Annotated in this window: 13 protein-coding genes; 10 read left to right on the plus strand and 3 right to left on the minus strand. The window is 68.3% G+C overall.

Annotated elements, in window-relative coordinates; genetic code table 11:
- Positions 1-17 precede the first annotated feature (17 nt).
- Together CLM74_RS00310 and CLM74_RS00315 are read left to right on the plus strand one after the other, a co-directional pair.
- On the plus strand, positions 18-2483 hold the full coding sequence (locus CLM74_RS00310) for a serine/threonine-protein kinase (protein ID WP_105163203.1): 2466 nt from the start codon (positions 18-20) through the stop codon (positions 2481-2483).
- A 48-nt stretch (positions 2484-2531) separates the two neighbouring features.
- Complete coding sequence (locus tag CLM74_RS00315; protein WP_025875446.1) at positions 2532-4136, plus strand: glucan biosynthesis protein D; 1605 nt, start codon at positions 2532-2534, stop codon at positions 4134-4136.
- A gap of 37 nt (positions 4137-4173) precedes the next feature.
- Here the strand turns inward: CLM74_RS00315 and CLM74_RS00320 are convergent, their stop codons facing one another.
- Positions 4174-4971: a sel1 repeat family protein gene (locus CLM74_RS00320; protein ID WP_234003405.1), complete on the minus strand. Its 798-nt coding sequence runs from the start codon at positions 4969-4971 to the stop codon at positions 4174-4176.
- Between the two features lie 3 nt (positions 4972-4974).
- Positions 4975-5595: a thymidine kinase gene (locus CLM74_RS00325; protein ID WP_025875442.1), complete on the minus strand. Its 621-nt coding sequence runs from the start codon at positions 5593-5595 to the stop codon at positions 4975-4977.
- 102 nt (positions 5596-5697) lie between these two features.
- On the opposite strand from CLM74_RS00325, the gene CLM74_RS00330 reads away from it, so the two are divergent.
- Positions 5698-7674, plus strand: a complete 1977-nt coding sequence (locus tag CLM74_RS00330; RefSeq protein WP_025875440.1) for a UvrD-helicase domain-containing protein — start codon at positions 5698-5700, stop codon at positions 7672-7674.
- Positions 7675-7934: 260 nt separating this feature from the next.
- Entirely contained in the window at positions 7935-8462 is a 528-nt protein-coding gene (locus CLM74_RS00335; RefSeq protein ID WP_105163204.1) for a GNAT family N-acetyltransferase, read from the plus strand.
- A gap of 103 nt (positions 8463-8565) precedes the next feature.
- Here CLM74_RS00335 and CLM74_RS00340 read toward each other — a convergent pair whose 3' ends face one another.
- Positions 8566-9216 (minus strand): DUF480 domain-containing protein, encoded by a 651-nt coding sequence (locus CLM74_RS00340; protein ID WP_025875434.1) that lies wholly within the window; start codon positions 9214-9216, stop codon positions 8566-8568.
- Positions 9217-9316: 100 nt separating this feature from the next.
- On the opposite strand from CLM74_RS00340, the gene CLM74_RS00345 reads away from it, so the two are divergent.
- The 6 genes from CLM74_RS00345 to CLM74_RS00370 all read left to right on the plus strand — a co-directional run bounded on the left by CLM74_RS00345 (position 9317) and on the right by CLM74_RS00370 (position 16256).
- Positions 9317-10237 carry a 5'-nucleotidase, lipoprotein e(P4) family gene (locus CLM74_RS00345; RefSeq protein ID WP_025875432.1) on the plus strand — a complete coding sequence of 307 codons (921 nt, stop codon included), beginning with the start codon at positions 9317-9319 and terminating at the stop codon, positions 10235-10237.
- The gene (gene pyrF / locus CLM74_RS00350; RefSeq protein ID WP_025875430.1) at positions 10234-10959 is read left to right on the plus strand and encodes an orotidine-5'-phosphate decarboxylase; all 726 of its coding nucleotides are present in this window, start codon (positions 10234-10236) and stop codon (positions 10957-10959) included. Before CLM74_RS00345 ends, pyrF begins: the two co-directional genes overlap by 4 nt.
- 219 nt (positions 10960-11178) lie before the next feature.
- On the plus strand, positions 11179-12003 hold the full coding sequence (locus CLM74_RS00355; protein WP_025875428.1) for a serine protease: 825 nt from the start codon (positions 11179-11181) through the stop codon (positions 12001-12003).
- 316 nt (positions 12004-12319) lie between these two features.
- Positions 12320-13273 carry a hypothetical protein gene (locus tag CLM74_RS00360; RefSeq protein WP_025875426.1) on the plus strand — a complete coding sequence of 318 codons (954 nt, stop codon included), beginning with the start codon at positions 12320-12322 and terminating at the stop codon, positions 13271-13273.
- The gene (gene plsB / locus CLM74_RS00365; protein ID WP_025875424.1) at positions 13273-15909 is read left to right on the plus strand and encodes a glycerol-3-phosphate 1-O-acyltransferase PlsB; all 2637 of its coding nucleotides are present in this window, start codon (positions 13273-13275) and stop codon (positions 15907-15909) included. Before CLM74_RS00360 ends, plsB begins: the two co-directional genes overlap by 1 nt.
- Positions 15906-16256: a hypothetical protein gene (locus tag CLM74_RS00370; RefSeq protein ID WP_032978415.1), complete on the plus strand. Its 351-nt coding sequence runs from the start codon at positions 15906-15908 to the stop codon at positions 16254-16256. Before plsB ends, CLM74_RS00370 begins: the two co-directional genes overlap by 4 nt.
- Positions 16257-16305: the final 49 nt, after the last annotated feature.

Raw genomic sequence — 16305 nt, forward strand, 5'->3', positions numbered from 1 at the left:
TCGCCGCCACCCACACCATGGATACCGCCCGCTGGCAGCAATTGTCGTCCTGGCTGGACCAGCTGCTGGAGCTGGCACCCGCCGCCCGCCAGCTGCGCCTGCAGCGCGTGAGCGCGCAGGACCCGACGCTGGGCCGCGAACTGGAACGCCTGCTGCAGCAGGAAGCCGACAGCCACGAGTTCATGGCCCAGCCCTTGTGGACCGCTACACCGCCAGGCCGCGCCGGAAGCGAGGTCGGGCCGTATCGGCTGCTGCATCCGCTCGGCGAAGGCGGCATGGGCGAGGTCTGGCTGGCCGAGCGCTGCGATGGCCTGTACCAGCGCCAGGTCGCGCTGAAGCTGCTGCGCAGTGGCGTCGCCGATCCGGGCCTGCGCCAGCGCTTCGGCCGCGAGCGGCAGATCCTGGCCCGCCTGCAGCACCCGCACCTGGCACAACTGCTGGACGCCGGGGTGGACCAGCACGGGCAGCCCTATCTGGCGCTGGATTACGTGGAAGGCGAGCCGATCAGCGACTACTGCCGGCGCCTGCAACCGCCGCTGGAAACGCGGCTGCAGCTGATGCTGCAGGTCTGCGCGGTGGTCAGCCATGCGCATGCGAACCTGGTGGTGCACCGCGACCTGAAGCCCTCCAACATCCTGGTACGCGCCGATGGCACGGTGAAACTGCTCGACTTCGGCATCGCCAAGCTGCTCGACCACGACGATCCGAACGCGGCCCATCCGGCTACCGAAATCCGCGCGTTCACCCTGCACTACGCCGCGCCGGAGCAGGTGCGTGGCGAGGCGGTGACGACCCTGACCGATGTCTATTCGCTGGGCGTGGTGCTGTTCGAGGTGGTCACCGGGCACAAGCCCTATCGCCTGCGCCGGCACAGCGATGCGGAATGGGAGCGCTCGATCCTGGATGTGCAGGCACCGCGTGCCTCGGCGCTGCTGCAACGGCTGGCCGCCGAGCCGGGAGCACCGAGACGGGCGCTGCTGCGGCAGGCCAAGCGACTGCGTGGCGATCTGGACGTGCTGCTGGAAAAGGCCCTGCAGAAAGACCCGCAGCAGCGCTACAGCTCGGCCGAAGCACTGGCCGGCGACCTGCGCCGCTACCTGCAGGGGCAGCCGATCCAGGCGCGTCCGCCGGGCGTGGGTTACCGGGTGCGAAAGTACGTGGGCCGCCATCGCTGGGGCGTGGCGCTGGCCGGGCTGGCCGCGCTGGCCCTGCTGGGGACCACGTCCTTCGCCCTGTGGCAGTTGCGCCAGGCGCGGGCGGAAATGGCGCGTGCGCAGGCCATGCAGGATTTCACTGTTGGCCTGTTCGACAAGGCGGCCAGCCAGCGCCACGGCCATTTCGACGTGCCGCAGTTGCTGGCCACCGGCCAGCAACGGGGCGAAGCCGAACTGGCTGATCAGCCGCTGGCGCTGGCCGAGCTGCAAGGGGTAATCGGCCGCCTGCGCATCGGCCTGGGCGACTACCAGCTGGCGCTGCAGACCCTGGACCAGCAGCGCCGGCTGCTGCAGGAGGTGGGCGAGGTGCCGCCGGCGCTGCAGATCGAGGCGGTTACCCAGCGCGGGCGTGCACTGCGCATGCTCGGGCGCGGACGCGAGTGCCTGGCGCACCTGCAGCCACTGCAACCGCTGGCGGCCAGCCAGGCGGCGGCATTGCCGGCGGCGGTGGCCGAGTTCCACAGCCAGCTTGGGCGTTGCCAGGCCCAACTGGGTGACGCCGATGCGGCGCGACGTTCGTTCCAGCAGGCGCTGGCGCTGCGCCACCAGGGGATGGTCGAGCGCTTCGGGCGTGCTGAATCACTGGCCGATCTGGCCGCCCTGGACGCCACCGCCGGACGCCTGCCGGCCGCGCTGGCGGGGTACCGGCAGGCGCTGGCCCTGCTCGGCCAACGCGCCGACGCCAGCAGCCCGCAGGTGATCAGCCTGCATCGCCAGCTGGGCGATGTGCTGGCCCGGCAGGGCGACACGCAGGCGGCAGCGGCCGAGCTGGAGCTGGCCTGGCAGGCGGCACAGGAGGCATGGGGACCGCGCCACCCGGAGGCACTGGTGGTCCGCCGCGCACGCGCGCTGCTGGCCCTGCAGCGTGGCCAGCACGCGCTGGCCGGCCAGGAACTGCGGCAGGTGCAGGCACAGCTGCTCGGCGCCCTGGGCCCGGACCATCGCGAGATCGGCTACGGCGAGTTCGCCCTGGGGAAATGGGCCAGCGCCAGCGGCGACCCCTCGGCGGCGGCAGCGCACTATGCCCGCGCGGTGGCGATCTGGCGCCAACCGGATCACGTCGCCCTGCTGCCGCAGGCGCTGCTGGCACAGGGGCAGGTCCTGCAGCAGGCCGGCCAGATCGCGCAGGCCCGCACCGTGCTGGCCGAGGCACGACAGCTGCTGCTGGCCCAGCGCGGTCCGCAGGCACCGGCCCTGCACGAGCTTGATGCCCGCCTTGCGGCATTGGCGCAGGCTGAACAGGGTATCGAGTCCACCGCTGCCCGTTAACGTTTGTCTGCCTATGATGGCCGACCTTCCCTTTGCTCCCGCGCCTGCATGCAACGACGCGACTTCATCCGCAATGCCTCCCTGGCCCTGGCCGCCTTCGGCCTGCCGTCACTGCCGGCCTGTGCGGCCAGCAAGAGTGGCCAGCTTGGGCTGCGCCGGCTTGGCCAGCCGCAGCCGTTCGATTTCGCCACCCTGAAGGGCCAGGCGCGCGCGCTGGCACAGGCGCCCTACCAGAGCCACAAGCGGGTGCTGCCGGGCAAGCTGGAGGCGCTGGACTGGGATCAGTACCAGTCGATCGGCTATCGCCAGGACCACGCCCTGTGGGCCGACCAGCCGGGTAAGTTCCAGGCCAAGTTCTTCCACCTGGGTCTGTACTTCCATTCGCCCGTGCGCATGTACGACGTGGTCGACGGCAAGGCGCAGGAACTGGCCTATGACGGCGCCGCGTTCAACTACGGCAAGAGCGGGTTGAAGAATGGTGAGCTGCCGGCCGACCTCGGCTTTGCCGGGTTCCGGCTGAACACGCGCAAGGACACCGACCGCGATTTCGCCGCGTTCCTGGGTGCCAGCTACTTCCGCGCAGTGGGCAAGGAAGGCCAGTACGGCCAGTCCGCGCGTGGCCTGGCCATCGACACCGGCATGGGCAAGCCGGAGGAATTCCCCGACTTCATCGCCTATTACCTGGAACAGCCTGCGGCCGACTCGGACACCATCATCGTCTATGCGCTGCTGGATTCGCCCAGCGTGGCCGGTGCCTACCGCTTCGCCGTCACCAACGGCGACGTGCTGCTGATGGACATCGACAGCGCGTTGTACCCGCGCAAGACCATCGAGCGGCTGGGCATCGCCCCGTGCACCAGCATGTACCAGGTAGGCGAGAACGACCGCCGCATGGGATGGGACTGGCGCCCGGAAATCCACGATACCGACGGCCTGTCGCTGTGGACCGGCGCTGGTGAATGGATCTGGCGGCCGCTGGTCAACCCGCGCAACCTGCGCTTCAACATGTTCGTCGACCGCAACCCGCGTGGCTTTGGCCTGCTGCAGCGTGACCGCAACTTCGACCATTACCAGGACGACGGCGTGTTCTACGAGAAGCGTCCGTGCCTGTGGGTGGAGCCGAAGGGCGACTGGGGCGAGGGCTCGGTGCAGCTGGTGGAGATTCCCACCGTCGATGAAACCTTCGACAACATCGTGGCCTTCTGGAACCCGAAGGAAAAGCCGCAGCCGGGCCAGGAACTGCTGGTCGGCTACCGGCTGTACTGGGGCGCACAACCGCCGGCGCATACGCCGCTGGCCCATTGCGTTGCCAGCCGCACCGGCCTGGGCGGGGTGATCGGCAAGAAGCGCGAGTACTTCTCGTGGCGCTTTGCGGTCGACTTCGAAGGCGGCGAACTGGCCAGCCTGATCGACAAGGCCGACGTCGAAGCCGTTGTCGAAACCAGCCGTGGCCGGGTGGAGATCGTCTCGGCGCGGCCGCTGCGCGAGATCAAGGGTTACCGCGCGATGTTCGACCTGGTGCCGCCGGAGGGCAGCAGCGAGCAGATCGACATCCGCCTGTACCTGCGCAGTGGCGGCAAGACCCTCACCGAAACCTGGCTGTACCAGTACACCCCGCCGCCGGCTGGTGCGCCGGAGCGCACGTTGTACTGAGTGATGCAGGGTGCCGGCTTGCTGCCGGCACCTTGGGTTATGGCTTGCCCTCGGTTGCCGCTGGAGGTGGCGTCTGGGTCGGCAGGCCGACTTCCACGGTGCCGCGACGTATTTTCATCCAGTTCTCGTCCTGCCAGCGCTGATAGCGGTCTGGATCCCAGTACGTGGGATCGTAGAGGCGGTCGGCTTTGATGGTTCGGCTCACGCCTCCATCCATGTAGACGATGTCGACGTTGTTGGACAGTGAGCCGGTCCGGCTCCCGGTCATCGCACGCTTGCCTCGCTGCAGCTCCGCGGCCAGGCGTGGGCGAGCCGCTGCATCGCCGTACTCATCGCGCAGCCGCAGCGCCTGCGCTCGTGCGATATCGTGCTGTTCCAACGGCAGTGCTGCCCAGTACTTGTCGCGCAGCTCGAGCATCAACGGGTATCCGCGCTCGGCCGCGACATCCATCCACGCAAAGGCCATGACCGGGTCCGCAGCACGTTTGACACCGTACCAGTACATCTCGCCCAGCAGCCCCTGCGCAGGCTTGTCGGCGTAGCGGGCAGCCTTGCGGAAGTTGTCCATCGCCGCTTCGGCGTCGCCGCGTTGCAGCGCATCCATGCCCCACTGCCGGAACTTCATGTCTGGATGCCCGTCCAGGAATCCGGCGCCAAGCAGTGCCGCATCATCCAGCGGAGCGGCGGGCCCCTGGCCGGAGGCGACGGCAAGTACAGGCAGGAACAACAGGGGAATCAACAGCAGGGCGGAACGCATGGCGGACTTCCAGTTCGGCAGCAGACGTTGCCGCAGCCTAGGCAGGTAGCCGTCCACTTGTAAACGGCTGGATGCCATGCCCTACAGCGGCAGCGGTGCCTGCGCCGGATCGATCCGCCCCTCGCCACGGGTGATCTTCTTGAACTCGGCGCGGCTGACCGACACGTAGCGCTCGTTGCCGCCGATCTCCACCTGCGGGCCGTCCTGCACGGCATGGCCATGTTCGTCCACGCGCACGGTCATGGTCGCCTTCTTGCCGCTGTGGCAGATCGTCTTGATCTCCTGCATCTCGTCGGCCCAGGCCAGCAGGTACTGGCTGCCCTCGAACAGCTCGCCGCGGAAATCGGTGCGCAGGCCGTAGCACAGCACCGGGATGCGCAGCTGGTCGACCACTTCGCTGAGCTGCCAGACCTGGCTGCGGCTGAGGAACTGCGCCTCGTCCACCAGCACGCAGCCCAGCGGCCCGTTGGCCTGCAGATCCTGGCTGACCCACTGCTGCAGGTCGGTGTCGCGTTCGAAGGCCATGCCGTCGGCGCGCAGGCCGATCCGCGAGGCGACCACGCCCGCGCCGGCACGGTCGTCCAGGCGCGGGGTCAGGATCGCCACGCGCATGCCGCGCTCGCGGTAGTTGTGCGCGCTCTGCAGCAGGGTGGTGGTCTTGCCGGCGTTCATCGCCGAATAGTAGAAATAGAGCTTGGCCATCGGCCGATTGTACGACGCCACCCGGCGCCGGCCGAAGCCGTTCAGCAAGCCCACCGGCCGGCGGCTGTGGCCGCCACCAACGCCCGCTACAATCGCACCCCAATGCACGGTCTCAATCCCCCCCAAGCTGCCGCCGTCCTCCACATCGAAGGACCGCTGCTGGTGCTCGCCGGCGCCGGCAGCGGCAAGACGCGCGTGATCGTGGAAAAGATCGCCCACCTGATCGGCTGTGGCCGCTACCCGGCCAAGCGCATCGCCGCGATCACCTTCACCAACAAGTCGGCCAAGGAAATGCGCGAGCGCGTGGCCAAGCGCCTGCGCGAGCAGGATGCCGATGAAGTGACCATCTGCACCTTCCATGCGCTGGGCCTGAAGTTCCTGCAGATCGAGCATGCCGCCGTCGGGCTCAAGCGCGGTTTCTCTATTTTCGATGCCGATGACGCGGCCGCGCAGATCAAGGACCTGATGTACGGCGCCAAGCCGGACGACATCGAGGACATGAAGAACCTGGTGTCGCGCGCCAAGAACGCCGGCCTGTCGCCGGAGCAGGCGATGGCCGCTGCGCGCAGCAACCGCGAGAAGGAAGCGGCTGGCATCTACGAGCGCTACCAGTTGCGCCTGAGCGCGTTCAACGCAGTGGACTTCGACGACCTGATCCGGTTGCCGGTGCAGATCCTGGAAGAGAACCCGGAGATCGCGCTGGCCTGGCGCGAGCGCATCGGCTACCTGCTGGTCGACGAATGCCAGGACACCAACGATGCGCAGTACCGCCTGCTCAAGCAGCTGGCCGGTGACAAGGGCAACTTCACCTGCGTGGGCGATGACGACCAGTCGATCTACGCCTGGCGCGGTGCCAACCCGGAAAACCTGCAGCAGATGGGGCGCGATTACCCGGCGCTGGAAATCATCAAGCTGGAGCAGAACTACCGGTGTTCCAACCGCGTGCTGCGCGCGGCCAACGCGCTGATCGCCAACAATCCGCACGAACACCTGAAGAAGCTGTGGAGCGACCAGGCCGACGGCGAGCGCATCCGTGTGTGGGAGTGCCGCAACAGCGAACACGAGGCCGAGAAGGTCGCCGCCGAGATCGCGTTCGTAGCGCAGACGCGCAACGTGCCGTGGAGCGATTTCTGCATCCTGTTCCGCGGCAACTTCCAGTCGCGTCCGCTGGAAAAGGCCATGCAGCTCCTGCGCATCCCCTACCACCTGACCGGCGGCACCATGTTCCTGGAGCGCCAGGAAGTGAAGGACACGCTGGCCTGGCTGCGGCTGCTGGTGAACCCGGACGACGACACCGCGTTCCTGCGTGCCGTGCAGTCGCCCAAGCGCGAGGTCGGCGCCGGCACCCTGGCCAAGCTGGCCGAACTGGCCTCGGAAAAGGACATGCCGATGGCGCAGGCCGCCGAGGCGATCGGCGCGCTGCAGCAGCTGCCACCGCGCGCGGCCAACAGCCTGGCGCGCTTCACCGACATCCTGCGTGACCTGCGCGCGCAGACGCGGCAGATCAGCTCCGGCGACATGATCCGCAAGGTCGCCAAGGAATCGGGCCTGCTCAGCGAGCTGCGGCAGCAGGCCAAGGAAGAAGCCAGTTACCAGCGTCGCGCCAACAACATCGAAGAACTGGCGCAGTGGTTCGAGGGTGGCCCGCGTGGTGCCACCGCGGCCGATCTGGCCGGCCAGCTGGCGCTGTTGTCGCGCAGTGACAAGGACGAGGGCGGCAACCAGGTGCGGATGATGACCATGCACGCATCCAAGGGCCTGGAATTCCCCTACGTGTTCATCGTCGGCTGCGAGGATGGCGTGCTGCCGCACCAGGTCAGTCTGGACGAGGGCAATCTGCAGGAAGAGCGGCGCCTGCTGTATGTGGGCATCACCCGCGCCAAGATCCAGCTGTGGATGAGCTACAGCAAGCTGACCCGCAAGTTCGGCGAGCATGTGCGGCTGAAGCCGAGCCGCTTCTTCGAGGAGATCCCGGCCGAGGAGATCCAGCGCGATGGCGCTGATCCGGTTGCGGATGCGGCGCGCAAGAAGGAGCGGGCGACGGCGGGGTTGGCGGCGATCGAGGCGTTGTTCGACTGATCGACGAACGGCGCAGCCCCTCCGTGGTCGAGCGCGCGTTGGCTACGCGGTGTGGCCGGTCGGGGTGGGTTCGCGGGGGACGCCGTGAACCCGTCCCTGGGGGCTTAGCCGCGCCATCCATGGCGCGGATACCCCCGCGAACCCACCCCGACCGGCCACTGACAGATTCCGGGCGCGTCCTGCCACGGCAATGCAAAGAAAATCAAAATCAACAACCGGGGGCTGAGGCACAATCGGGGTCTCTGGCTGGAGACCTGTCCGTGCACCCGATTGAAACCGAACGCCTGCGCCTGCGGGCCATTGAACCGGACCGCGATGCGGCACCGATGCTGGCCCTGCTCAACGATCCGGGCTTCGTGCGATTCATTGGTGACCGCAACGTGCGCGACGAAGCGCAGGCGCGCGAGTACATCGCCCTGCGTGTGCTGCAGAGTTATGCGTTGAATGGCTTCGGCATGTATGCGATCGAGCGGCTGTCCGATGGTGCGTGGCTGGGCAACGCTGGGCTGGTGCGCCGCGAGGGGTTGCCGGCACCGGATATCGGCTACGCGGTGCTGTCCGCATACGTGGGACAGGGCTATGCCAGCGAGGCGGCACGGGCGGTGTTCAATCACGCGCGCACGGCGCTGGGCCTGCTGGATCTCTACGGCATCACCGATCTGGACAACGTCGCCTCGGCGAAGGTGCTGCTGGGCCTGGGCATGCACGAGCGCGGGGTCATCCAGCTGCCGGGCATCGAAACACCCAGCCGGCTGTTCGCTACCTTGGGTGCGGCCGACGTCGGGTAGTGCCGGCCGCTGGCCGGCAACCTGGCCATGCCTGGATGCCGGCCAGCGGCCGGCACTACCGGGTGCAGCTGCGATGGCGCCGGGCCATGCCCGGCGGGCTGTTTCAGCCGCGCAGCCCGGCCAGTTGGGCCTGCAGCTCGGCCACCGCCGCTTCCAGTTGCGCCACGCGCTCGGCCAGGCCGGGGTCGGCCGGCTCGGCGCCGCCGCCACTGCTGGCGTACTTCGCTGCCAATGCCGCGCCGTCCACTTCACCGCACAGCAGGTGCATGTAGCGGTCTTCGCGCTGGCCGCTGGCGCGCGGCAGCACCACCAGCAGGGCACGCTGCTGCAGGCGCTCGATGGCGTGGCGGGCTTCGTCGGCATCGGCGAAGCGGTGCAGGCGCTCGGCGCGGGTGACCAGTTCGCCCAGGGTCTGCGGCCCGCGCAGCAGCAGCAGGGCCAGCAGCACGGTCTGCTGCCGGGTCAGGTCCAGCGCGCTCTGCAGGCGGTGCTCGTAACGGTCGGCGCGCGAGGAGAAGTGCTGGCGCGCCAGGCCCAGTGTCTCCAGCTGGCGCAGCGCATGCTCCACGCTGCCGGCGCTCACGTTCATCACCGGCTCGCGGGCGGTCTTCTGGTTGGCTGCCGATTGCGCGGCGTTGACGGTCAGCGGGTAGGTGTCCGGGGTGGTGGCTTCCTTCTCCACCAGGCAGCCCAGCAGGCGCGCCTGTACGGCATCCAGCAGCGGAACGTCGGGGGTCTGGGCAGGGTCGGTCATGGCGGCTTCCGGAAGACAACGTGTCAACCGCCAAGCATAGCCGTCCCGGCGGCGCCTTTGCCGGTAAAATGGGCCGGTATATCTGATTGCCGGTGAATCCATGCGTCGTCCCGTTTCCTTGTCCCTGACCCTGCTCGCCACTGCGGTGCTGGGCCTGTCCGCCTGCAAGCGCGTGGAAGCGCCTGCCGAAGCCGCCACCCCGCAAGCCCCGGCCGCCGCCGCCAAGGCCGACGGCGCGCTGGACGCGACCGCCAACGACAACCTCAATGCCGTGCTGTGGATGCAGCGCGCGCAGGAATACAGGGCGATCACCGAGCAGACCTACCGTGCCGCCGCTGACCATCTGGACGTTGCGCTGAAGGAAGCCCACTGGGACGCGCTGGTGCCGGAAGAGCGCGGCAACGAGGCCAAGGGCCTGAAGCCGGCCGTGGTGCTGGACGTGGACGAGACCGTGCTGGACAACTCGCCTTACCAGGCGCGCCTGGTGCGTGACGGCAAGGAATACGACGAACTCAGCTGGGACCAGTGGGTGGCCGAAAAGAAGGCCAAGGCCATTCCCGGCGTGGTCGATTTCGCCAAGGCTGCCAATGCCAAGGGCGTGACCCTGCTGTACATCTCCAACCGCGCCGTGCACCTGAAGGACGCGACCCTGGCCAACCTGCGCGAGCAGGGCCTGCCGGTCGCCGATGACAGCGTGTTCCTCGGCCTGGGCACCGTGGTTGAAGGGTGCGAGCAGGCCGGCAGCGAGAAGAACTGCCGCCGCCGCCTGGCCGGGCAGAAGTACCGCGTGCTGATGCAGTTCGGCGACCAGCTGGGTGACTTCGTGGAAGTGACCGCCAACACCAACGATGGCCGCGACGCGCTGCTGCAGCAGTATCACGACTGGTTCGGCGAGCGCTGGTGGATGCTGCCGAACCCGACTTACGGCGGCTTCGAGCCGGCGCAGTTCAACAACGATTACGCGCAGTCGCGGCAGGCCCGTCATGACGCCAAGCGTGCCGCGCTGGACTACGCGCCGTGAGCCGCGCCCCGCTGCCGCTGCGTGACGACGAGCGCCTGATCTTCGCGCTGGACGTGCCCGACCGTGTGCAGGCGCTGGCGTGGGTCGACCGCCTTGGCGACAGCGTGGCGTTCTACAAGATCGGCATGGAACTGCTCGCCTCCGGTGAGTACTTCCAGGTGCTGGACGAACTGGCACGCCGCGACAAGCGCGTGTTCGTCGACCTGAAGTTCTTCGACATCCCGGCCACCGCTGCGGCGGTGATCAAGCGCCTGGCGCAGTGGCCGGTCAGCTACGCCACCATCCACGGCTGGCACCCGGCGATGATGGAGGCCTGCGCGGCCGCCAACAGCGGCGACATGCGCCTGCTGGCGGTGACGGTGCTGACCTCGATGGGCCGCCCGGACCTGGCGCAGATGGGCATCGACCGCGAGCCGGTGGAGGTCGTGGTCGAACGCGCGCTGGCCGCACAGGCCGCTGGCATCGACGGCGTGATCGCCTCCGGCCAGGAAGCCGGCCCGATCCGCGCCGCGACCGGCGCCGGTTTCTCGATCGTCTGCCCGGGCATCCGCCCCGGTGGCCCGGTCGGCGATGACCAGAAGCGCACGGTGGGTGTGGCGCAGGCGTTTGCCGATGGTGCCGATGCCATCGTGGTCGGTCGTCCGATCCGCCATGCGTCCGATCCGCAGGCTGCAGCACGGGCGATCCAGCAGGAAATCGCGACGGCTTTGGCCGCGCGCTGAGCCCCGCCCCCACGGCGGTCACGCCGGCACCACGAACGCCATCCCGTCGCATGCGGGATGGCGTTCGCATTTGTGCCTGTTGCCCTGACGCACCCGACCCCAGCCGGGAAAACTGTGCGCCGCATCGCGCTGTAAGCGTGGAGCGCCCTCTATCAATCGATGCACCAGCACGGACCGCGGCCGTGCCGGTACCAACCATCGACAGAGGAATACACGGATATGTATCGCAGCACCTCTTTGTTGTTCGGCGGCCTGTTGGCGGCGGCCATCGTCTTTCCCGCCACGGCTGCACCCCAACCCCGCGAAGCACCGCGCATCATCGGCGGCGAGGATGCCAAGCCGGGCGACTACCCGTTCATGGTCAGCCTGCAGGGCATCTCCTACGGCGACACCGATCACACCCGGCACTTCTGCGGCGGCACGCTCATCTCACCGTCCTGGGTGCTGACCGCCGCGCACTGCGTGCAGGGCAGTTCGCCCGCCTCGATCGCGGTACTCGGCAATGTCACCAGGCTGTCCACCGAACCGTCCGCGCATGCATCCAACGTCAAGGCCATCCACGTGCACCCGGCGTTCAACAGCGGCAACACGCTGGAACATGATGTTGCCCTGATCCAGCTCAGCGCACCGTTGGCCGATGCGCAGCCGGTCGCGCTGCGGTTGCGGCCCGATGCCAGCTATCTCAAGCCAGGCCGGGAGTTCACGGTGATCGGCTGGGGCGACACCGACATCAGTGAAGAACGGCTCTATCCCACCCAGCTGCAGACGGTGCAGACCCCGTTCGTGCCCTTCGCCGAATGCCAGCAGGCCTACGGAGGCGAGCTCGCACGCGGCAAGGTCATCTGCGCCGGCCGCGAAGGGATCGACAGCTGCCAGGGGGATTCCGGTGGTCCGCTGCTGCTGCGCCTGCGCGAGGGCTGGACCCAGTTCGGTGTTGTCAGCTGGGGCGAAGGCTGCGCGTTGGCCGGCCACCCCGGCGTTTATGCCCGAATCGCCGAAAAACATGCCGTAGATTTCATTGAAGCAGTCTGGCAACGCGATTGATTCAATAAAATCAATTAGTTGAATGACATTTCATCATGTGTTGCGTTAACTTTGCGGGCAGCGTAGGATCGCCGCCATCCGGTCTTCGGGCCGGACATGCGCCACAACACTGTCCACCGGCCTTGCGCCGGTTTGAAGAGCCTGCGATCCCTGTGGTCCGGGCTCTTTTTTTATCCGCCGGGTGCGGCAAGGGCCCATCGGCGCGGGGCGTGGATCCACCGCGCAGTGCGCGCCATGGCAGAAACCGTGACGCCCCGGCTTGCCGCTGTCACGTCGCAGGCCGCAAGATGCGGACCGGTCCGGGGAGTCCGATTGCATGAGCGTGGTAATGCGAGGAAGGTCTGCGCGGGGATGGGGGCTGGCGGCCATGCTGCTGCTGGCCATCGCCGCGTGCCGTGAATCCGGCAGTGATCCGGCCGCCGCGCCGGCTGAACCTGTCGCTGCGGTACAGGCGATGGCGCAACGACTGGCCGAGGACGACCTGGTCGGCTATGCAAAGCTGTCGGTGCCCCCCAGCCAGTACCAGCGCCTGCAGCAGGCCTGGGCCGACGGCCACAGCCAGTGGCCGCTGACCGGACTGCCGCTGGGCGACCAGCTGCTGCCGATGCTGGCGGCGCTGCGTGAGCCCGGTGCCAGCGTGCAGCTGCAGCGCAGTTTCGATCGCCAGCTGGCCGGCCAGGCCCGCGCCGTGCGCCAGGCCGCGCAGTCGATGGGCAACTTCGGTGTGCAGTACCTGCGGCACCAGAAGGGCTATACGCCCGGCCAGCAGGCGCACTACATCCAGCTGGTGCAGACCCTGGCCGCCTGGGCGCAGGATGCCCCGATCAGCGACCGCGCCAGAGCCCGCAGCAGCATCGCCGCCCTCGTCGGCGCCGCCGCCCAGGTGGGTTTCCAGGACGATGCCGGTCTGCAGGCCGCAGGCATGGAGGGCAGCCTGCAGCAGCTGGCGCCGTTCATCCACACGCTGAAGGCGGTGCTGGCCAGCTATGGCCTGGGGGTGGACGAGGCGCTGCGCAGCGTGCGCGGTGAGCTGCTGTCGGTGGAGGGCGACAATGCCCTGGTGCGCCTGCAGTACGAGCTCGCCGGCCGCGCGATGACCGTGCAGGTGCCGCTGAGCCGGCGCGAGGGCCACTGGTACCTGACCCGCACCCTGGCCGATACCGATGCCCTGTTGCGGCAGGCCGATGCGGCGCGCGCCGCCGCCGCTCCGGACCCTGTGCCCGCCCCGACAACCGATGGGGAAGCGGCAACGCCATCGGCTAAGCCATAATGACGTCGATGTCGAAACAGAACCCGCTGCCGTTCCCCGGCGAAGAATCCCAGCCGACGCCCGCCGACACGGCGCCGGCGTCCCCCTCGACCGACGCCGGCACGCCGCCGGCGGCGACGCCTGTGCACGCGCGTCCTGCCGGCCGCCGCCCGCTGTGGGCGCGCCTGCTCGGGCGCCTGGTGGAACCCTGGCTGTCGCTGAAGATCGAGCCGGAAGACCCGGGCCAGTACAACGATGGCCGCCCGGTCATGTACGTGCTGGAAGACTACGGCCTGTCCAACGCGCTGATCCTGGACAAGGCCTGCCGCCAGGCCGGCCTGCCCTCGCCGCTGGTACCGCTGGCCGGTGACCCCACCGGCCGCAAGCGCGCCTACCTGGCCCTGTCGCGGCGCAGCTCGAGCAACTCGCTGATTCCCGAGCAGCGCGGCGCCAAGACCCATTCCGATTCGCTGGCCAAGGTCCTGCAGGCCCATCGCGTGCGTGACGACCTGGATGTGCACCTGGTGCCGGTGTCGATCTTCGTCGGCCGCGCCCCGGACAAGCAGAGCGGCTGGTTCGCCGTGCTGTTCTCGGAAAACTGGGCGCTGGTCGGCCGCTTCCGCCGCCTGCTCGGCCTGCTGCTGAACGGCCGCAACACCATCGTCCGCTTCGCACCGCCGATCTCGCTGCGCAGCACGGTCGACGAGGGCCTGGAGCCCGAGCGTACGGTGCGCAAGCTGCAGCGCGTGCTGCGTACCCATTTCCGCCGCATCCGCGAGTCGGTGATCGGTCCTGACCTGTCGACCCGGCGCCTGCTGGTGGACCAGGTGCTGGCCGCCGAGACGGTGCGCGAGGCGATCGCCTCGCAGGCCAAGCGCGACAACAGCAAAACCAGCGATGCCTGGAAGAAGGCGCACGCCTACGCCTGGGAAATCGCCGCGGACTATTCCAGCCCGGTGGTGCGCTCGGCCAGCTTCATGCTCAGCCATGTGTGGAACCGCATCTACGCCGGCGTGCTGGTGCACCACCTGGACAAGTTCAAGGCCGCAGCGCCGGGCCACGAAGTGGTCTACGTGCCCAGCCACCGCAGCCACATGGACTACCTGCTGCTGTCCTACCTGCTGTACGACCGCGGCATCGTGCCGCCGCACATCGTGGCCGGCATCAACCTGAACCTGCCGGTGGTGGGCACCCTGCTGCGCAAGGGCGGTGCGTTCTTCATCCGTCGCTCGATCCGCGGCAACGCGCTGTATTCGGCGGTGCTGAGCGAGTACGTGGCGCAGCTGGTCGCCGGTGGCTATTCCATCGAGTACTTCGTCGAGGGCGGGCGCTCGCGTACCGGCCGGTTGCTGCAGCCCAAGGGCGGCATGATCTCGATGACCCTGCGCGCGTTCCTGCGCCAGCCGCGCAAGCCGGTGCTGTTCCAGCCCATCTACATCGGCTACGAGAAGCTGATGGAAGGCGGCAGCTACCTGGATGAACTGTCCGGGCGGCCCAAGGAGAAGGAATCGATCTGGCAGCTGCTGTGGGGCATCCCCAAGGTGCTCAAGCAGAACTACGGCCAGGTGGTGGTGAACTTCGGCGAACCCATCGCGCTGAACGATGTGCTGGCCGAGAAGGCTCCGGAGTGGGGTGGCGAGGCGGTGTCCGAGGACGAGAAGCCCTCGTGGCTGTCGACCACCGTCGACACCCTGGCCGAGCGCATCCAGGTGCGCATCAACGGCGCGGCCGACGTCAATCCGATCAACCTGCTGGCGCTGGCGCTGCTGTCCACGCCCAAGCATGCGATGGGCGAGGCCGACCTGATCGCGCAGATCGAGCTGTGCAAGACCCTGCTGGTGGAGATGCCGTATTCGGGCCGGGTGACGGTGACTCCGCATTCGCCGGAGCGGATCATCGCCCACGCCGAAGAGATCAACGTCCTCACCCGCATCAAGCACCCGCTGGGCGACGTGCTCAGCGTCAGCGGCGATACCGCGGTGTTGCTGAGCTACTTCCGCAACAACGTGGTGCACCTGTTCACCGCATCGTCGTGGGTGGCCTGCTGCTTCCAGAACAACCGCCGCATGAGCCGCACCGGCCTGGTGCAGCTGGGCCGCACGGTGTACCCGTTCCTGCAGGCCGAACTGTTCCTGCCGTGGACCGAGGACGAGTTCGCCCAGCGCATCGACCAGACCATCGACGTGTTCGTGCGTGAGGGCCTGCTGCAGAACGTCAACGAAGACGACGGCGGCATCCTTGCCCGCAACACCGGGCAGACCGACGAAGTGTTCCGCCTGCGCGCGATCGGCCACTCGCTGCAGCAGGCATTCGAGCGCTACTACATCGCCATTTCGGTGCTGGTGAAGAACGGTCCGGGCACGCTCGGCGCCGCCGAGCTGGAAAGCCTGTGCCAGCAGGCCGCACAGCGCCTGAGCCTGCTCTATGCACCGGCCGCGCCGGAGTTCTTCGACAAGTCGCTGTTCCGCGGCTTCATCCAGAAGCTGCGCGAGCTGCGCTTGGTGTGGCCGGACGAGAACAGCAAGCTGCTGTTCGACGAGCGCCTGGACGCTTGGGCCAAGGATGCCAAGTTCATCCTCGGCCGCGAACTGCGCCACACCATCGAACGGGTCAGCCCGGAAGCGGCGCGCCCGGACGAACCGGCACCGCAGGATTGAACCTGCGGCGACTGTCGGGCCTGGCCGCGTTGATCGCGGCCGGAGGCCTTGCGGCTACTTCGGCGCAGGCTGCAGAAGCCTGCGTGGACGACAACCTGCCCGGGCGCCTGGCCGATGCGCCGGTGCGCCTGTGTATCGAGGCCGGGCAACCGGTGCGCTACCGCCTGTGGTTGGCCGGCGAGGTGCGCATCAGCGGTGATGAATCCGCCGCTCGCCAGGGTCTTGCCGGTGACTGGTACGGGCACCCGCTGGGTCTGCGCTGTTCCGGTGCCGACAACGTGCGCCGCTGCGACCTGACCGTGGACGGTGAGGCGGCCTGGAGTGCGGAGCTGGCCCTGCCGCGTTGATGCAGAGCCCCATCCACGCATGGCGTGGATCCATAGGCTGCCGCTGTGC

It is taken from the genome of Stenotrophomonas sp. MYb57 (assembly GCF_002966815.1).
GTDB classification, from domain to species: domain Bacteria; phylum Pseudomonadota; class Gammaproteobacteria; order Xanthomonadales; family Xanthomonadaceae; genus Stenotrophomonas; species Stenotrophomonas indicatrix.